Source organism: Truepera sp. (genome assembly GCA_032027045.1).
Lineage (GTDB): Bacteria > Deinococcota > Deinococci > Deinococcales > Trueperaceae > JAAYYF01.
Map to the genome: position 1 here is coordinate 1,144,238 of JAVSMU010000001.1, position 17,248 is coordinate 1,161,485.

13 protein-coding genes, 1 other RNA gene and 1 pseudogene are annotated in these 17,248 nt (G+C 66.1%); 14 read left to right on the plus strand and 1 reads right to left on the minus strand.

The window, feature by feature from the left end; all coding sequences use genetic code 11:
* Nucleotides 1-165: 165 nt before the first annotated feature.
* The 8 genes from ROY82_05220 (at nucleotide 166) to ROY82_05255 (ending at nucleotide 10,370) form a co-directional block, all read left to right on the plus strand.
* Nucleotides 166-453: an acylphosphatase gene (locus ROY82_05220; protein MDT3681868.1), complete on the plus strand. Its 288-nt coding sequence runs from the start codon at nucleotides 166-168 to the stop codon at nucleotides 451-453.
* Nucleotides 453-1,301, plus strand: coding sequence for an indole-3-glycerol phosphate synthase TrpC (gene trpC, locus ROY82_05225; GenBank protein MDT3681869.1), 849 nt, complete (start codon nucleotides 453-455; stop codon nucleotides 1,299-1,301). Before ROY82_05220 ends, trpC begins: the two co-directional genes overlap by 1 nt.
* 182 nt (nucleotides 1,302-1,483) lie before the next feature.
* Nucleotides 1,484-2,722 carry a pitrilysin family protein gene (locus tag ROY82_05230; GenBank protein ID MDT3681870.1) on the plus strand — a complete coding sequence of 413 codons (1,239 nt, stop codon included), beginning with the start codon at nucleotides 1,484-1,486 and terminating at the stop codon, nucleotides 2,720-2,722.
* Complete coding sequence (locus ROY82_05235; GenBank protein MDT3681871.1) at nucleotides 2,719-3,954, plus strand: pitrilysin family protein; 1,236 nt, start codon at nucleotides 2,719-2,721, stop codon at nucleotides 3,952-3,954. Before ROY82_05230 ends, ROY82_05235 begins: the two co-directional genes overlap by 4 nt.
* Nucleotides 3,955-4,067: 113 nt before the next feature.
* Nucleotides 4,068-4,739 (plus strand): hypothetical protein, encoded by a 672-nt coding sequence (locus tag ROY82_05240; protein ID MDT3681872.1) that lies wholly within the window; start codon nucleotides 4,068-4,070, stop codon nucleotides 4,737-4,739.
* A 59-nt stretch (nucleotides 4,740-4,798) separates the two neighbouring features.
* Nucleotides 4,799-6,967, plus strand: a complete 2,169-nt coding sequence (locus ROY82_05245; GenBank protein MDT3681873.1) for a hypothetical protein — start codon at nucleotides 4,799-4,801, stop codon at nucleotides 6,965-6,967.
* Nucleotides 6,964-8,100 (plus strand): LptF/LptG family permease, encoded by a 1,137-nt coding sequence (locus ROY82_05250; GenBank protein ID MDT3681874.1) that lies wholly within the window; start codon nucleotides 6,964-6,966, stop codon nucleotides 8,098-8,100. Before ROY82_05245 ends, ROY82_05250 begins: the two co-directional genes overlap by 4 nt.
* A 74-nt stretch (nucleotides 8,101-8,174) precedes the next feature.
* Entirely contained in the window at nucleotides 8,175-10,370 is a 2,196-nt protein-coding gene (locus tag ROY82_05255) for a bifunctional (p)ppGpp synthetase/guanosine-3',5'-bis(diphosphate) 3'-pyrophosphohydrolase (GenBank protein ID MDT3681875.1), read from the plus strand.
* 545 nt (nucleotides 10,371-10,915) lie between these two features.
* On the opposite strand, the gene ffs is transcribed toward ROY82_05255, so the two are convergent.
* An RNA gene (gene ffs / locus ROY82_05260) (signal recognition particle sRNA small type) lies at nucleotides 10,916-11,012 on the minus strand.
* Between the two features lie 330 nt (nucleotides 11,013-11,342).
* Between ffs and ROY82_05265 the strand changes: the two genes are divergently transcribed.
* The 6 genes and pseudogenes from ROY82_05265 (at nucleotide 11,343) to ROY82_05290 (ending at nucleotide 17,205) form a co-directional block, all read left to right on the plus strand.
* On the plus strand, nucleotides 11,343-11,726 hold the full coding sequence (locus tag ROY82_05265; protein MDT3681876.1) for a type II secretion system protein: 384 nt from the start codon (nucleotides 11,343-11,345) through the stop codon (nucleotides 11,724-11,726).
* 428 nt (nucleotides 11,727-12,154) lie between these two features.
* Nucleotides 12,155-13,414, plus strand: a pseudogene (locus ROY82_05270) (IS5 family transposase).
* 705 nt (nucleotides 13,415-14,119) lie between these two features.
* A complete protein-coding gene (locus ROY82_05275; GenBank protein MDT3681877.1) occupies nucleotides 14,120-15,607 on the plus strand; it encodes a pilus assembly PilX N-terminal domain-containing protein in 1,488 nt (495 codons plus the stop codon).
* Nucleotides 15,604-16,020, plus strand: a complete 417-nt coding sequence (locus tag ROY82_05280; GenBank protein ID MDT3681878.1) for a prepilin-type N-terminal cleavage/methylation domain-containing protein — start codon at nucleotides 15,604-15,606, stop codon at nucleotides 16,018-16,020. The genes ROY82_05275 and ROY82_05280 overlap by 4 nt, the downstream gene beginning before the upstream one ends.
* Nucleotides 16,017-16,424 (plus strand): prepilin-type N-terminal cleavage/methylation domain-containing protein, encoded by a 408-nt coding sequence (locus ROY82_05285; protein ID MDT3681879.1) that lies wholly within the window; start codon nucleotides 16,017-16,019, stop codon nucleotides 16,422-16,424. The genes ROY82_05280 and ROY82_05285 overlap by 4 nt, the downstream gene beginning before the upstream one ends.
* A complete protein-coding gene (locus tag ROY82_05290) occupies nucleotides 16,417-17,205 on the plus strand; it encodes a prepilin-type N-terminal cleavage/methylation domain-containing protein (GenBank protein MDT3681880.1) in 789 nt (262 codons plus the stop codon). The genes ROY82_05285 and ROY82_05290 overlap by 8 nt, the downstream gene beginning before the upstream one ends.
* The last annotated feature ends 43 nt before the right edge of the window (nucleotides 17,206-17,248 follow it).

Consider the following 17,248-nt stretch of genomic DNA (forward strand, 5'->3'; position numbering starts at 1 on the left):
CAGGGTCAGCCGGGGTGGCAGGCAGGAGGCGGCAGGAACCCCGTGCCCTACGCGCTTCGAATAGCGGCCAGCCTACCACTTCCCCATGAGAAGGCCGCGTGCGCGTTGGCCAACCTAACGAGACGATGAAGCCGGCCGCTGCCACCTTGGTAGCATGCCCGCCAGATGAGCGAACCCCATGCCAGCCGCCGCTTCACCGCCCTCATCTCGGGGAACGTACAGGGGGTGGGCTTCCGCGCCTTCGCAAGGCGCCACGCCACCGACCTCGGCGTGAGGGGCTACGTGGAGAACCTGGCCGACGGCCGCGTGGAGGTGGTGGCGGAGGGCCCGCAGGACGCCCTGGACGTCCTCCTCGTGAAGCTCCGCATGGGGCCCACGCACTCGCAGGTGGAGGGCATCGACGTCGAGTGGGCCGACGGCGGCGGGGCGCTGCCGGGATTCCACATCTACTGATGAGCCCGTTCACCAGGAACCCCGAGGCGCCTGAACCACTGCCGCGGGAGCGCCTCGAGGCCATCCCGGGCGTGCTGGGCACCATCTGCCGCGAGCGCGCCCTCGACTACGCGGCTGCCCCGCGCCAGGGCGCCGCGACGCCGCCCACCAGGGGCCGCTTCGCCCCGGCGCTGCTCTACGCCAAAGCCCGCGCCGACCGCGAGGGTCTCACGCCGCTGGCAGTAATCGCGGAGGTGAAGCGCTCGAGCCCCTCGCAGGGCGCCATCGCGGCGCTGGACCCGGTGGAGGCCGCCCGGCAGTACGCGGCCGGCGGCGCCGCGGCCCTCAGCGTGCTCACGGAACCGCGGCACTTCGGCGGTGAGCTCTCGCACCTGCGCAGCGTGGCGCACGCGGTGCCGCTCCCGCTGCTGCGCAAGGAGTTCGTGGTGCACCCGGCGCAGCTCAGGGAGGCCGCCGAGCATGGCGCCAGCGCCGCGCTGCTGATGGTCAGCGTGCTGGGTGACGCCGTCGGCGCGTACCTGCGCTACGCGGAGGCGCTGGGGCTGGAGGCGCTGGTGGAAGTGCACGACGCCGCCGAGCTGGAACTGGCCGTGGACGCGGGCGCCACGCTGCTCGGCGTCAACAACCGCAACTTAGCGACCCTCGAGGTCGACCTCAAGACCGCGCCGCGACTCATCCGCGAGGCGCACGCCTTGGGCTTCAGCGGCACGAGCGTGGCGGAGTCGGGTTACAGGACCAACGAGGAGCTGCGCGGCGTGGCGGGGCTGGCCGACGCCGTCCTGGTGGGCACCAGCCTGGCAGGCAGCGGCGACCTGAGTGCGGCGCTGGCGAGGTTGCGGGGCGCCTGAGCCGCGCCGTTGCCTGCGCCAGCGGTCAACTAGCGGCCCTCGCTTGCGCTAGAGGTCAACTGCCGGCCGTCCCCTGCACCGGCGGTCAACTTCCGACCGTCCCCTGCACCGGCGCTCAACTTCCGACCGTCCCCTGCACCGGCGCTCAACTCCGTTCCGACCCCGGCGCTATACTCCGCTTCATGTCGTTCGAACCGGCTTCCGAAGCCGCCATCCACGAGCTGACCCTCCCCAACGGCCTGCGCGTCGCGTTCGCGCCGATGCCGTGGCTTCCCACCCTCAGCGTGACGCTCTCCCTGCCCCTGGGCTCCGCCACCGACCCGGACGGACTCGAGGGCTCGGCCAACGTGCTGCACGAGTGGCTGCAGCGTGGCGCGGGTGACCTCGGGTCGCGCGAGTACTCCGACGCCCTGCTCGACCTCGGCGTGCGCCGCGGCGGCGGCAGTGGCCGCGAACGCAGCAACCTGAGCTTCGCCTTCCTCGCATCGGTCGCCGAACCGGCGCTCGGGCTCCTCGCCGACAGCGTGGTGCGCCCGCGCTTCGAGGACGCCGAGTTCGAGCCCTCGCGCGAGCTGGCGCTGCAGGAACTCGAGTCGTTGAAGGACGCGCCCACGCAACTCCTGTTCGAGGAACTGCAGGAGCGACTCTTCGAGAGCCCGCAGCGCCGCAGCGGCTACGGGACGGAGGCCGGCCTACGCGCCCTGAGCCCCGAGGGGGTGAGGCGGGACGCCGCGGCGCGGCTCGGGCCGAGCGGCGCCGTCCTCGGCCTCGCGGGTGGGGGGAAGTGGGACGAGCTACAGGCCATCGTCGCCAACGCGTTCGGTGGTTGGTCGGGCGGCAACGTGCCGCTGCCGGCCGCCGCGCTGGCGCCGGTCGGCCGTCACCACGTGGACGCCGAATCGACCCAGGTGCAGATCGGCCTCGGCTTCCCCAGCCCGGCGCCGGGTACCGACGACGCCTACACCTACCAGGTGGCGCTCGAGGTCCTCTCGGGCAGCATGGGGGCGCGGCTATTCACCGAGGTGCGCGAGAAGCGCGGCCTCGTCTACTCGGTATCCGCGTTCTACCGGAGCCTGCGCGGCTTCGGCTACACCCTCGGTTACGCCGGCACCACCGTCGAGCGCGCCGCCGAGACGCTCGAGGTGTTCCTCGCGGAGCTGGGCCGCATGGCAGAGGGCGTCAGCGCGGCCGAACTCGAACGCGCCCGCACGGGCCTGCTCTCCAGCGTGGTCATGTCGGGCGAGGCCACGGGCAGCACCGCCGGCAGGCTGGCCAACGACATCGCGCTCTTCGGCCGCCCCCGCACCCTGGCGGAGATCTCTGGCCGCATCGAAGGAGTCACCTTGCAGGCCGTGAACGACTACCTGGCCGCCAACCCCATCCCCGAGCCCACCGTGGTCACGCTGGGGCCCAAGCCATGAGGGGCGAGAACCTCAGGTTCGACGAGGCCACGCTGGCCAACGGCCTGCGGGTGATAGGCGAGCACAACCCCAACGCCGCCACCACCGGCATGGGCTACCTCGTCCATACGGGCTCGCGCGACGAGACGCCCGAGGTGGCGGGCGTGTCGCACTTCCTCGAGCACATGGTGTTCAAGGGCAACGAGAGTTACAGCGCCGAGGACATCAACCGCACCTTCGACGAGTTGGGCGCCGAGTACAACGCCTTCACCAGCGAGGAGCGCACCGTCTACTTCGGTTCGGTGGTCGCCGACCGGGCGGGCGCCCTCCTCGACGTGCTGAGCGAGCTCATGCGCCCCAGCCTGCGGCAAGCAGACTTCGACGTGGAGAAGAAGGTCATCCTCGAAGAGATCGCCATGTACCAGGACCGCCCGTCCAGGCGGCTGTTCGAGCACGCCAACGAGCGCTTCTGGAACTCCCACCCGCTGGGCAACAGCGTGCTTGGGAGCACCAAGAGCGTGTCGGACTTGAGCCGCGACCAGATGAAGGCCTACTTCGACCGCCGCTACGCGCCCGGGAACGTCATCTTGGCTGTGGCCGGCAACTACGACTGGGACGCCGTACTGGCGCAGGCCACCGAGCGCGCCGGGCAGTGGCCCGCGTTCGAGACGCACCGCGACTACCCTGGCGCGAGCACCTTCGCCGGGCGCGAGGAGATCGTCGACGCCAACCTCCACCGCCTCCACGCCGCCTACTACGCCCCCGGCGTGGCGGTCGAGGACCCCGACAGGTACGCGGCCTCACTGCTGGCAAGCGTCATCGGCGCCGGCGACGGCAGCCGCCTCTACTGGGAGCTCGTGGACAAGGGCCTGGCCGATAACGCCTCGCTGTCGCACGAGGCGCAGGAGGGCGCCGGCTCGTTCGTGGGCTACGTGAGCACCGACCCGGAGAGGGCCGACGCGGTGCTGGAGGAGTACCTGAAGGTCATCAGGGACGCCCAGGAGCATGGGATCACGCAGGACGAGTGGCGCCGCGCGCAACTGCGCACGGCCACGGGCCTCACCTTCCGCGCCGAGACGCCCATGGGCCGCCTCATGTCGTTCGCCACCAACTACCAGACCCTGGGCGCGTACCAGAGCCTCACCGAACTGGTGAACGAGGTCATGGAGACGCCCCTCGAGGCGGGGGCCAGGTTGTTGGAGGCCAGGCCGTTCGACCGGGACTACCTCGTCACGCTCGGCCCAAAGGACTGAGCGCGCCCGGCGCCCAACGGGGTGCACCCCTCATCCTGAGGGTGCCCTTCATCCTTAGGACACGCTTCATCCGGAGGACGGCCTTCTCACCAAGCGCTAGTTACACTCGGCGCATGCGTTCTCAGCACTCCGGCAGGGCCTCGCTCCGGCTTCTCCTGCTGCTCTTCCTGGTAGGCACGCTCCCCGCAGGCACTGCGGGCGCGGAGGCGCCTTTCGCGGCCCTCACGGTCACGCCGTTCGGCAGTCAGGTGTACGACATCACGACGGGCGTCACGACGCTCCCCGAAGGCGGGACCATCACCGATCAGGACACGGGGGTCTCGCTGGACGCCAAGCGCATCGAGTACCGCGCGCAGGACTACGTGGAGGCGTGGAGCGTCAGCCTCGCCGGGTCGTTCGGCAAGGTGGCCGCCGAAGCGCTGCGCATAGACCTCGCGGCCGGGCTTCTGACGGCGTCGGGTGGGCTGCACCTCGAGCGTGACGCGCTGGCGGTCGACGCCCTGAACCTGCGCTTCGACGCCAACACGCAGATCGCCGTGTTCGGGGGCGGCGTCACCTCCACCGAACCAGCCTTCACCGCCGACCGCGTGCTGCTCGACGTGACGAACGGCGACGTGTTGCTGGAGGGCGAGTACGTCTTCGACGGCGGGCTGTTCACCATGCGCTCGCCCGAGGGCGGCGGCATGCTGGCGCTCAAGCTCGTCGTGCAGGACGGCGTTGCCGGCTACGACGCCGCCACTGAAGTCACGCCGGAGATGCTCGCGAGGTTCAGCGCCGAGCTGTGAGGCGCGGCGCGTGGTGAACGTCGGGCCACCCGGCGGCCTTCGTAGGTCATGATCGCCTGGTGAAACTGCGGCACCTCGCCACCGCCCTCCTGTTCGGCTGCCTATCGGTGGCGTCGGCGCAGTGCTCTCGCGGGCCCAAGACGGCGGAGGTGACGCTGCCCGGCTTCCTCGCCGTCTATTACCAACAGTTCCGCAGCAACGCGCTCGAGGACACGGCCGAGTTCTACGGCGGGGTCTGCGTTACCGCCGTCGGGGGCGAGTGGACCGTGCTGGCCGACAACGTGCTGGTCGGCAACCTGAGCACCGACATCTACCTGAGGGCGCCGGAACCCACCCTCTACATGGCGGGCTGGCGCATGTCGGGCGCCATGCTGGTCGCCGACGCCCAGCACCTCAGCCTGGAGGAGGCCAAGATCGTCGGGCCCGACGCCAGCGGCAAGGCCGCTCTGCTGGAGGTGGACGTGGCCTCGGGCGAGATCACCCTCCAGGACCTGCTCCTGGCCGGGGCGGCATTCCAGGTGAGCGGCACGCTGGCCACGCTTCAGGGCGAGGAATTGACGGTCGAGGGCGCCGACGTGACGACCTGCATTGGCATGGAGAGCGCCCCCATAGCGCTAGAGAGCGAGGTGGCCACGGTGGCGCTGGGCTCGCGCGAGGTGCGCCTGGGCGGGGGAGTGCTCAGGGTGGGCGCCCTGCGCATCGCGCTCAAGGAGGGCCTGACGCTGAGCGACCAGACGCTCTCCGAGCTCGAGTTCCCCGTGAAGGTCGCCACGGTGGAGCCGAGCCCACCCAGCACCGTGCCCACGCCGGGCGCCGGACTGAGCGTGCGCGTGGTGGGCATACCCCTGGCCGACGACGTGACGCTGGAGCTGGGCGCCACCGGGCTGGACGTGCCGGGGCAATTGCTGCCCGTGGCGCTGCTGCGGGTTGCGCCCAGCGACCAGGCTTCGAGCGGCGAGGCCACTGACCCCGAACACCTTGGCCGCGAGCCCACCAGGGCCAACGCCACGTTCGGCCTGGAGGCCGGTGCGCCCTTCCTCGACCTGAACGTTACGGCGCCGGTCAACCCGTGGCTTACCGCCTCGTTCGGGGCGCGCAGCGGCGCGGCCCCGGCCCGGCGCGCGAGGCACGAGGGCCGGGTGGGGCTTACCGCCTCCACTGCCGTGCCGGACCTGGGCGGCAGCGTGGTGGGGGAGGTGTTCGCGGCCGCCACGGCGCTGACGGCCAACGCGGCCACCGCCCAGCCCGACGTGGCCGGGCCGCGGCTGGGCGTCAGCGCCACCGCCAAGGCGGCCACGCCCTCGTTGAGCGCTGACGGGGTGCCGCTGGGCACACTCTCCCTGGAGAGCCGCGCCCAGGTGACGGCCTACCCCGTGGTCTGGGGCAGCACCGCCGCAGGTCCGGCCACCCAGTGGGGCGTGCGCCTGGCGCCGTCGTGGCGCCTCCGGACCGGGCCCGTGACGGCCGCGCTGGGCTACGACGCGCGCTTCACCAACTCGGCCTCGCCCTTCGGCATCAGCGTCGACGGGCTAACCCCGCTGCAGCGCGCGACGGGCAACCTGGTGGTGGAGGGGCCCATGGGGGGCGGCTTCAGCGGTAGTTTAGAGCTGAGCGCCGCGTACGACCCGTTCGCAACCCCGGTTGCCGTGGCGGGCGTCAAGGTGCTGCGAGCCGACGGCCGGTTGGAACTGGACGCCCAGCCGTGGACCGTGACCGTCAAGGCTGCGCTGGAGACGGCCGGCCTGGTGAACGCCCTGCCCAACGTGCGCGCGTTCGCCGATCTGGACGTGAGCGCCAGGCGCTTCGGTTGGCCCGTCGTAGCGAGTCACGTGCCCCACGGCTCGTTCGAGTTCGGCGTGGGCGGCGAGTATGACCTGCTTGGCGGCGAGCTGGAACGACTGTCGGCCCGCATGGCCGTGCCCGTGGCCTTCGAGAACCTCGAGCTGCGCCCGTTCGTGGCCGTCGACTTCGCGCGCGCCCTGCAGGGCGGCTCCGCTTACCTGAGCGGCTACGGGCTCGACCTCACGTTCATAACCTGCTGCGGCTCGTTCACGCTGGGCGCCCTCAACGACTACGGCAAGTGGGGCGTCTCGGTGAGCGTGGACCTCGAGCGCCGGCCCGGCGGTGGCGGGGGAGAGGCCGCCCCGACGAGCCTTGCGCCCGTGGAGGGCGGCGCGGCGGGTGAGGGCAACGAGGCGGAGCCGGGTATCATGCCGGGCACGCCATGAGGCCGCCCCTCGTAACCAAGATCGACGTCTACCTGCTCAAGGAGAGCCTGCCCCCCTTTCTCTTCGGCCTGCTGCTCTACTCGAGCCTGGCCGTGGTCAGCGTCACCATCCCGCGGCTGCAGTGGATAGTCGGGGCGCCCGTGTTGGAGCTGGCCGGCTGGCTGCTGGTGCAGCTCCCGCAGGCCATGGTGCAGACGTTCCCCATCGCCCTGGTGCTGGCGGTGCTCCTCGCTTTCGGGCGTCTGGCAAGCGAGAACGAGCTGCTCGCGTTACAGGCCGGTGCCGTGCCGGTCAGGCGGACGGCCGGCGTGTTCGTGACCATGGGCCTGGTAAGCGCACTGATCGTTCTAGCCATCAACCAGTGGGTCCTGCCCGTTACGAACACGTTGATAACGAAGCAGTACTGGGAGCTTACGGCCGGCCAGACCGGTCTGTTCAGACTGGCGGAGCAGGCCGTGCCGGTCGACGACTTCACACTGCGCTTCGACAAGGCCACCGATCGCGGCACCGTCATGCGCGGCGTGCGCATAGAGCGTTGGGACGGTGAAACGCTGACGCTCGTACGGGCCAGCGAGGGACGCTTCCACGGCGTGGACCTCGAGCTGACGGGCTACCGCATCGATTCCCTCGACCTGAGCGCCCTCGACGCCCCCACGTCCGACCCGGCGGCGGCGCTGGGCCGGCTCATCAAGCTGCGCAACGTCCCCGCAGACCCCACCGCGACCCTGACGATCACCACCAGCGTGACCCTGGACGAGCTCGTCACCCGCTTCGGCAGCGGCGGGTTCGAGGACAACCGGTCCATAACGCAACTGGCGGGCGACGCGCGCCGCGAGAGCGCGTCGGCCACCGAGCGCCGGCAGGCCTCCGCCCTCATGCACCGCAAGCTGGCCGAGCCGTTCACCAACCTCGCCCTGCTGCTGGTGGCCGTGCCGCTGAGCCTCACGTACGCCCGCACGCGCGGGGTGGCGTTCGGCCTGAGCCTCGTGGTGACGCTGATCTGGTACCTCTTCTACACGTTCGGGCAGCTCTTCGCCCAGACGGGCCAACTGCCCGTGTGGCTGGGCGCCTGGCTGGGGAACATCGTGTTTACGCTGCTGGGGCTCGGGTTGTTGGCGCGGCGGGCGCGCTGAGCGTAAGGGAACCCCGTCCAGGTCGGCCAGAACGCCCAACAAACGCGCCCTAGAGTGGTATCCTCGACAGCCTGATGGTCACCGTGGTGCCCAAGAGCCTGCTAGCTGCCACCGATTACCTGGCGCCTCAAGACGCCGCCAAGCTGGCGGCGGCGTACGAGTTCGCCGAGGAGATGCACCGCGGCATGCTGCGGCGCTCCGGCGAGCCGTTCATCACGCACCCCGTGGCCGTCACCGAGATCCTCGCCGAGATGCGGCTAGACATAAGCGCGCTGATGGCCGGCCTGCTCCACGACACGGTGGAGGACACCCCCGCCACCTTCGAGCAGGTGGAGGAGAAGTTCGGCGAGACGGTAAGGCGCATAGTCGAGGGCGAGACCAAGATAAGCAAGCTGGCCGTGCGCGTGTACGAGAACGAGCAGGCCGAGAACCTGCGCCAGATGCTCCTGGCCATGACGAGCGATGCGCGCATCATCCTCGTCAAGCTGGCCGACAGGCTGCACAACATGCGCACCCTGCGCTTCATGCCGCCTCACAAGCAACTCAGCATCGCCGAGGAGACGCTCGAGATCTTCGCGCCGCTCGCCAACCGCTTGGGCATCAACCACATCAAGAGCGAGCTGGAGGACATCTCCTTCCGCTACCTGGAGCCCGAGCGTTACCTGCAACTGCAGCGCCAGGTGCGCATGCGGCAGTCGGAGCGCGAGTCGTACGTGAAGCAGAGCATCAAGCTACTTGACGGCCGCCTCGAGCAGGAAGGCCTCAAGTTCGAACTGTCGGGCCGCAGCAAGCACCTTTACAGCATCCACCGCAAGATGCAGCGCGACCACCGCAACCTCGACCAGATCTTCGACCTCATGGCGATAAGGACCATCCTCGACCCGGAACCCAACGGCAGCGACATGCCCAGCGAGGAGGCCGAGAAGGCCGCCTGCTACCGGGCGCTCGGCATCGTCCACTCGCTGTGGACACCCATCCCGGGCCGCTTCAAGGACTACGTGGCCGTGCCCAAGCCCAACGGCTACCAGAGCCTCCACACCACGGTGATCGGGTTGTTGGGGCAGCCGATAGAGGTGCAGATCCGCACGCGGCGCATGCACGAGGTGGCCGAGTTCGGGGTGGCGGCGCACTGGGCCTACAAGGAGGGCGTGACCGACACGGCCGAGATCCAGCGGCGCCTGGGTTGGATGAAGCAGCTGTTCGAGGTGGACACCAGCTCGGACGACGCCGACTCGTTCATCGACGCCGTGAAGACCGACTTCTTCAGCGAGCGCGTGCTGGTGTTCACGCCCGCCGGCGACGTGGTGAACCTGCCGCGGGGCTCCACGCCCATCGATTTCGCGTACCACGTGCACACCGAGGTGGGGCACAGGTGCATAGGCGCGCGCGTGAACGGCGAGATAGTGCCCCTGAACCACGAGCTGACCACCGGCGACCGCGTGGAGGTCTTGACGAACCGTTCCAGCCAGTACGGGCCGTCGGCCGACTGGGTGAACATCGTGGTCACCCGCGGCGCCAAACAGAAGATCAAGCACTACTTCCGCGCCCAGGCCCGGCAGATGCAGCTCGAGAGCGGCAGGCGCTCGTTGGAGCGGGCGCTACGGCGCCGCAGCCTGCCCGTGGCCAAGCTGACCACGCGCGCGAAGCTCGAGGAGGTGGCCAAGCAGCTCCTCAAGGTGGACAACACCGACGAGCTGCTGTTGGCGCTCGAGTCGGGCCGCCTGTCGCCCAAGAGCGTGGTGGAGGCGCTGGTGCCCGACCTGGTTCAGGAGCGCCGCCCCTCACCCAGCAGCGAGGCGCCCAAGAAGGGCGTGAGCGGCGTGTACGTGGACGGGCTGGACGCCCCCGCCAACCTGGCCAAGTGCTGCAGCCCCGTGCGCGGCGACGACGTGGTGGGTTACGTGACGCGCGGCCGCGGCATAAGCGTTCACCGCGTCGACTGCCCCAACGTGAAGCACCTGATGCTCACCGACAGCGACCGTTTCGTGCAGGTCACCTGGGACAGCCCCTCGGGCGAGGTCTTCCAGGTGGACTTCGAGGTCATCGGCGTGGACCGCCCCGGCCTGTTGAAGGACGTGCTAGACGTGATTAACGGCATGAACAAGAGCGCCAGCCGCGTGGCCGCCGACGTGCAGAGCGCCATGCGCGCGCGCATCATGTTCCGGGTGGACGTGAAGGACCATTCGGAGATCGAGTTCATCAAGGACAACGTGGGGCGCATCGCCGACGTGACGCGGGTGTACAGGAGCAAGCCCGGGTGGAAGGCGTGAAGTTGTCGGAATCGGCCGCCGACACCGATAAGATCCGCGTTCTGTTCGTATGCATGGGTAACATCTGTCGCTCGCCCACGGCGGAGGGAGTGTTCCGCAAGCTGGTGGAAGAGGCCGGCCTGTCGGGGCGCGTGGAGGTGGACTCGGCGGGCACGCACGCCTACCACGTGGGCGACCCGCCGGACGCCCGCTCGCAGGCCGCGGCGGCCGCGCGTGGCTACGACCTGAGTGGACTGCGGGGCCGCCAACTATCGGAGTACGACGCCGAGCGGTTCGATTACGTGCTGGTGATGGACCGCGGCAACTACAACCGCACCGTTGGCCTCTTCGGGAGCGCCGAGCCGAGCGATGGGCAACGCGCCCGAGTGCGGCTGTTCATGGACTTCGCAGCTGGGCGTGCCGAGGTGGAGGTGCCGGACCCCTACGCGGGCGGGTCCGAGGGCTTCGAGCTGGTGCTGGACATGATCGAGGAGGCTGCTGGCGGGTTGCTGGCTGAGATAAGGGCCCGCTTGGCGTCTTTCGACGCCGGTGTACATGAAATGAGCGCCCCGCCGGTTTCCAACGGCACCTGACGATCACCTCTTAAGGCTGCTTCTTCCGACCTGACCTGGTTCGAGGGTCGCCACCGCGCTGGTCCGACGGGGCAGGGGGATGGTAACACGGTCGGTGACGGTCGGCATTTGGTGCCGCGTGGTTCTCGTTATTCGGCCTGTTGTCTGGGTCTCTTGAGACCCCCTTACCCGTTTCCTCACATGTGAAGTACCCCGCAAACGTTCTGTCTAGGCGATAACGAGGCCGCTTCTTGGCCCTTGCCTAGTTGTCGTGCATGAGAGGATCCGGCGGAAGTAAGAGTCTCGTAAGGATTGCCTGCTAGGCTTTCCTCAGCACGGGCAAAGCCTGTGCGTGTACTACCAGGCGACCGGGCCAATAATCCATATCATTTCCCGGCTGCCCATTCGGAAGGAGCGCAAAATGCGCAACCGTAAGACGCAAGGCTTCACCCTGATCGAGCTGCTGATCGTAATCGCGATCATCGGCATCCTGGCAGCGGTACTCATTCCGAACCTGCTCAACGCCCGCGTTCGGGCCTTTGAGACCGGCGCCCAAGCCTGCTTGAAGGAACTCGCCACCCTTGAAGAAGCAAATGCGATTGACGATCCGTATATATATGACGGGACTGGCGGACTTGCGGCCGACGCCAACGCATGCGACAACGTTACGGTAACGGCTCTCACGGGCTCTGGCACGACCTGGTTCGGTTACTCTGGCGTCCATACGGGTGGCGGTCAGACCTACTACATTTCGGCAGGCAGTGGCGTGAGCACGACCCAGCCTACTGCTCCTGCTGCTCCGTAAGCTGCCTGATTGACGGGCATGCAGGCCGCCTTTCGGGGCGGCCTTTTCACTAACTTGACAACCTCACCCCAGCAAGCTGCTCCGACAGGTTGTCTAAGCTCCATCTTGCCTTGCCTCGCGCGGGGCTCCCAGTAGACTGCACGTAGTAGTTGGCCCCGTGGACCGGATGGGTGAAGTTCGCATACCCGGAGAGTAGTCTTGATCTCACCTGACAACCTACTCCGGATCGTCAACCCCTCGTTGGCGTCCGTCAGAAGTGCCCTCAAGGGCGCTCTCCACGCGAAGCTGGACTTTGCCTAGCTTTAGTCCAGTTGGCGCTGAAGAATCGGGTTCGTCTCGTTAGCAGCGGGTAGTTCTGTCCTGGTTTCGTGTCCTCGTTTTGCAGGTTTTGTCGTCCTGGGCGTCGTTTCCTTGCAATACAATGGGTTATGAGACCCCCGAGAAGCGCGGTGGAGGACGCACAAGGCGCGCTGTTCCAGACCGAGCTCGCTCACCTGGTCGACGAGCGGCATCCGCTCGTGCGCTTGGCGGGCGAGATCGACTGGGCGGCGTTCGACGAGGCGTTCGGTGTGGCTTACGCCGACAGCAACGTCGGCAGACCACCCGCCCCCACGAGGCTGCTGGTCGCGCTGCACTACCTGAAGTACACCTTCGACCTGAGCGACGAGAACGTCATCTTGCGCTGGCTGGAGAACCCTTACTGGCAGTTTTTCTCTGGTGAGAAGTTCTTCCAGCACGAACCACCCATCGACTCATCCAGCATGACCAGGTGGCGTAACCGAGTCGGTGAAGCCGGCGCCGAACAGCTCTTGAAGGAAACCATCCAGGCCGGCTTGCGCCTCAACCTCATCAAGGCCAGTCAACTAGCGCGCGTGAACGTGGATACCACCGTGATGGAGAAGAACGTCCGTCACCCAACCGATGCCAGGCTCCTCGATCGGGCGCGGGAGAAGCTCGTGAAGCAAGCCCGCGCCGAAGGCATCCAGTTGAGGCAATCGTACGTGCGCATCGGGAAGCAGACGTTGTTGCTGCAGTCTCGTTACGCGCACGCCAAACAGTTCAAGAGGGCGCGTAAGGCCACCAGGAGGTTGAAGACCTTCTTGGGTCGCGTCATCCGCGACGTGCAGCGCAAAGCCAGCAACCCCAGCCCTGAGCTCCAGAACCTCTTAGCGCTCTCAGAACGCCTGCACTCTCAGAAGCGAAGCGACAAGGGCAAGCTTTACAGTCTGCACGAACCCAACGTGGATTGCATCAGCAAGGGCAAGGCGCATAAGCGTTACGAGTTCGGCTGCAAAGTGGCCCTGGCCACCACCAGCAAGGGCGGTTGGTTACTCGCTGCCAAGGCTCACCCGGGCAACCCCTACGACGGGCATACTCTCGCGAGCACGCTCGAGCAGGTCACCGACCTGGTCGGGCGCGAACCTAAACACGCTTTCGTGGACATGGGTTACCGCGGCCACGGTTACGAGGGGCCCGTCACCGTGAACGTCGATAAACGCCGGCGCGGCAGGACGCCTAAGAGCACCTGGCGCTGGATGAAGCGAAGGTCCGCCATCGAACCGACCATCGGGCACTTGAAGGCGCATAAGCGGTTGGACAAGAGCCGCTTGAAAGGCGAGCTCGGCGACCGACTCAACGTCATCTTCGCTGCCGCGGCCATGAACCTGCACAAGATCATGAAGGCCCTCACCGGAACCCCGGCTATCTTGGCTCGATTCCTGGCCTGGCTACTCGACCGCCTAGAACACCGACCAGGAACCCTCGGACGCGCTGGCGCACGCCAGACGAATACTTCAATGTCGACTTCCCTAGAGCCGTCCAGGGCTTAGCGGGCGCCTCACGCCTTGCGGTCATTCGCCCCGCTGCTGTACAAGTCCCAGGTACCCTCCGGGAGTACCGCGAAAACCTAGGGCTTGACGCAACAGTTACGTCGGCCTTTCCCTACGACGATAACGCAGTCGCTAGCGCGACCTCCGCGGCCAAGGAACTCCGGTCCGCGGCTCCAGCGCTGGTATTGTCGTGAACGGTTAAACCAGGCTTGCCCACCCTCCAAGGCGGGTGACTGCGGTAGTCGATCTGACCACTCTAGGTCGCACTTCAGCGTGCAGCACCCACTCTTGGACGGATCCGATCATGCACCCAGGCGAAGAGACAGCCTGAACAGAGTGCGTATGGAAGCACAGGGAAAGGGCAACGTCAATACCAAGACGACAGGCCATCACAACCCAGGAGCCCTTGACAAAAGGGGGCCTACACATGGAAACGTCGACTAGTCTGCAACTCAGACGCTCTCACCCCAACCACCATTTTCTCACTGCTAGCGCCCATCTCCCCCAGCCAGGGGTAGAGAAATCGCACAGGTAGACCTAACCTCCAGCTAGGAGCGTGGCTCAATGAAGCACAGAACCGAGGGCATCGCAATCGTTCTCGTCATCGTGATTGCAGCAGTAACTATGCTTACTGCGCTATTCACGTCGGCCGCACTAAGTGTGGCGAGTAGAGGTTCCGCCTCAAGTGACAGGAATTCGACCCAGGCCCTCTTGGCCGCAGACTCGGGCCTCAAGACGCTGAAGGCCCGCGGCGCGACCATCCCGTATTCGGAGTCGGATGGCTCGTTCACCAACTGGATTGCCGAGAACTTCGCCACCTTGGATATGGGAGACGGGGTCACGGCCACAATTTCGGTGGTGGATGAGGACGAGGATGCCAACCGAATCACCGTGCAATCGGTGGGGGCGGTTGGGCCCTTCCGGCGCACCGTAGTGCAAGAGTTCGAGATCGTGATTGGCCCGCCCCTGCCGCTTTCGGCCACTGTGCCCGGTGCGTTGACCTCAGTAGGGTCCATTAAGTCAAGCTCGGGTGCGGCACGCGTGTATGGCAAGCCCAACACCGACGCAGCTTGGACCACAACGCAGATTCCGATAATCGAGAAAAGCAAGACGACGTACCGAGATGCAACGGCCTGCGATGCGCTCACCGATGACTACATCGAAGTCGCTGGAGTCGTCTACGTGGCTACGGACTCATCTACGTGCCCGGCGAACCTAAGCGTAAGTCGCGTTACGGACCATTCACCGTTCGTACTTCCCGGGGCCACCAAAGTAGGTATTCGCGGCACAGCCATTGCAGAAGATCTTCCTTCTCCAGTCGGAAACCCCCCGACCTCCACGGTGAAAGTTACCCATGGAACGAGGACCCTCTTCGGCCTTGACAGCCCCATCTCTATCGGTGGGAACTCAATGGGCACAGTCGTGGGGATAGACGGGGACGAATTCACGATCAAGTGGTCGATACCTCCCAGCTCTCAGCCTGAAGGAACCATCGTGCGACGCGATATTTCCTCGGGGGTAACTATGGGAGCGTGTCCGACGGGAACCAACGTTTCGCAGAGCTTCCCCCAAGGGTGCGATGCCGGTGTCGACTTGACCAGCCTCTTCTACAAGACCTTCCACGTTGCTAGTCCGAACCTCCTCAAGGACTCGCTACCTGCCGCCAACCGCCTTACCGGCTCCCAAGTGGCCGGCAGAACGCTCTCCGGCATCACGTGGGTGACGAACCCGGACAACAACTTCCGGGATCAGACGGGCAGCGGGATTCTGATCATCGAGAACAATCCGAACCAGACGATCAACCTCAATGTCAGCAACGATTTCATCGGGCTAATCTACGTAATCGGTGATGCGAATATCCAAGGCAACGCGCAATACCATGGTGCAATCATCGTTGATGGAGAGGCAACAGTCGATACGTCTGTCCAGGGCACAACTGATATCCATTACGATCCGCTTCACCTGATGCGAGCCTTAGCCGGACTCACGGTGCCGAACCCGGACCCGGGTGGACTCGGCCAAGCACTCAACAACACCTGGCGGATCAGATGAAACGGAACCACGGCTTCACTTTGATAGAGCTCCTTATTGTGATTGGAATCGTAGGGGTTCTAGCGGCCGTCGGTGGCCTCGGAGGAAGCGCACTGCTCCAAACCGCTAGGCTAAACAGCGCAGTAACAACGATCGAGACGCAGGTTGGCAACGCCCGTAGGTTCGCAAAGGAGACCGACGAACCCGTTGCCCTGACGGTAGAAGAATCCGCAGGAGCATGGGTAGTGAAAGTTGGCTCACGAGCGACCGACCTGCAGGGCGCCAGCGTAACGAGCGGTCCGGCAAGCATGACCCTTTATCCGCCGTATGGCACATACCCTGGGGCAGCTCAAACGATACGAGTGCAGGTGGGTAACAGGAGTGCCCAAGTCCACGTAACCGGCGTCTTCGCCCGAACGGTTGTTGACAGATGAAGCGCTCTGACGGTTTCACCCTGATAGAAGCCATCGTTGCCATGACGCTCCTTGCGATCGTCGGGGTCTCGCTCACTGCGATGCTGCCGATGATAACCAGGAATACGCAAGCGGCAACAATCGACACTTCCGAAAGCCAGCAGGCCATCAGCATCTTCGAGCAGATCGCCCGTGACTGGTCGAACCCAGGGGCCTGGTCCAGCGGAATAGTCTACCTTCCAGACTCGAGCGCCCTGGCCGTTGCCGACTACGTGCAACTCGAAATGGCTTCCATCGGTCGAGCTTGCACCGGGAGCGTCACGGCTCCTTCGCCCGAGCGCCGGCGCGTCACAATCAGCTGTCCTGCCACAAATACTCTCCCGCAGCGAGACATAAAAGCCGAATTCGGTGATCCGAATGCCTGATTCCGCCCGCAGTAGCGGCTTCACTCTCGTCGAGCTGCTAGTGGCAATGGCAATTCTCGGCGTACTGATTTCAGCAGTGGTAACGCTATCCGGGGCATTCCTGGGTTACTCACGCCATGCAAACGTCATCAACACTGGCATAGCTGAACTCAACGACGTCTCGGGGTACCTCGCCACCAACGCGCGCCGAGCACTTCGCGGACTCGGTTGCCAGAACACCGTCGGAACCGCCGGCAACCCGAATGATCCCGCGGTGAACTGCGGCGTGCAAAGCAGCGTGGCGATTTCCTACGGCGGATCAAGCTTCGCGTGCTCGACCACGTCGGCGGACGGGCCGTGCATTGCGCTGGTGGTGCCGGTAGTCGACCGATCGACCGAAACATCTGACATCACCGGTTTTGAACTACTGGCATATCGCGTGATCCCGCTTTCTAGCTGGGCGGCCGATCCCGGAGTTGCTGCAGGTTGGGATGGGGCCGATACTCCCACACTCCTCGAGTATCGCGCGGACCTAGGGTGTGGTACGACCTGTGCCCAGCCACCGGCAAACCCCACCGCTGTGACCGCAACCTACGAATCGCTGGTGGCAACCGACCTGTTTCTCGAGGATGAAAATGGACTATCAATGCGCCCGTTCCAGGTTGTAACCGACCCGTTGAGCCCGGATCTCAAGCTTCAGTCAGTTACCTTTAGGCTCCGCACGAGAGGTGCGGGCCTGGAGCGTGACGTCATCCTCCCAAGCGGAAATGCTCTGGTCGTCACGGCAACAAGCCGGCCATGAGCGGAGCGTGCTGCAAGCTGCTACAGGAGCCTCTCGTAGGCGA

Excerpts from the sequence above, each read along its gene's own strand:
- ROY82_05220 (MDT3681868.1), top strand. The coding sequence starts at position 166 with ATGAGCGAACCCCATGCCAGCCGCCGCTTCACCGCCCTCATCTCGGGG.
- trpC (MDT3681869.1), top strand. The coding sequence starts at position 453 with ATGAGCCCGTTCACCAGGAACCCCGAGGCGCCTGAACCACTGCCGCGG.
- ROY82_05230 (MDT3681870.1), top strand. The coding sequence starts at position 1,484 with ATGTCGTTCGAACCGGCTTCCGAAGCCGCCATCCACGAGCTGACCCTC.
- ROY82_05235 (MDT3681871.1), top strand. The coding sequence starts at position 2,719 with ATGAGGGGCGAGAACCTCAGGTTCGACGAGGCCACGCTGGCCAACGGC.
- ROY82_05240 (MDT3681872.1), top strand. The coding sequence starts at position 4,068 with ATGCGTTCTCAGCACTCCGGCAGGGCCTCGCTCCGGCTTCTCCTGCTG.
- ROY82_05250 (MDT3681874.1), top strand. The coding sequence starts at position 6,964 with ATGAGGCCGCCCCTCGTAACCAAGATCGACGTCTACCTGCTCAAGGAG.
- ROY82_05255 (MDT3681875.1), top strand. The coding sequence starts at position 8,175 with ATGGTCACCGTGGTGCCCAAGAGCCTGCTAGCTGCCACCGATTACCTG.
- ROY82_05265 (MDT3681876.1), top strand. The coding sequence starts at position 11,343 with ATGCGCAACCGTAAGACGCAAGGCTTCACCCTGATCGAGCTGCTGATC.
- ROY82_05275 (MDT3681877.1), top strand. The coding sequence starts at position 14,120 with ATGAAGCACAGAACCGAGGGCATCGCAATCGTTCTCGTCATCGTGATT.
- ROY82_05280 (MDT3681878.1), top strand. The coding sequence starts at position 15,604 with ATGAAACGGAACCACGGCTTCACTTTGATAGAGCTCCTTATTGTGATT.
- ROY82_05285 (MDT3681879.1), top strand. The coding sequence starts at position 16,017 with ATGAAGCGCTCTGACGGTTTCACCCTGATAGAAGCCATCGTTGCCATG.
- ROY82_05290 (MDT3681880.1), top strand. The coding sequence starts at position 16,417 with ATGCCTGATTCCGCCCGCAGTAGCGGCTTCACTCTCGTCGAGCTGCTA.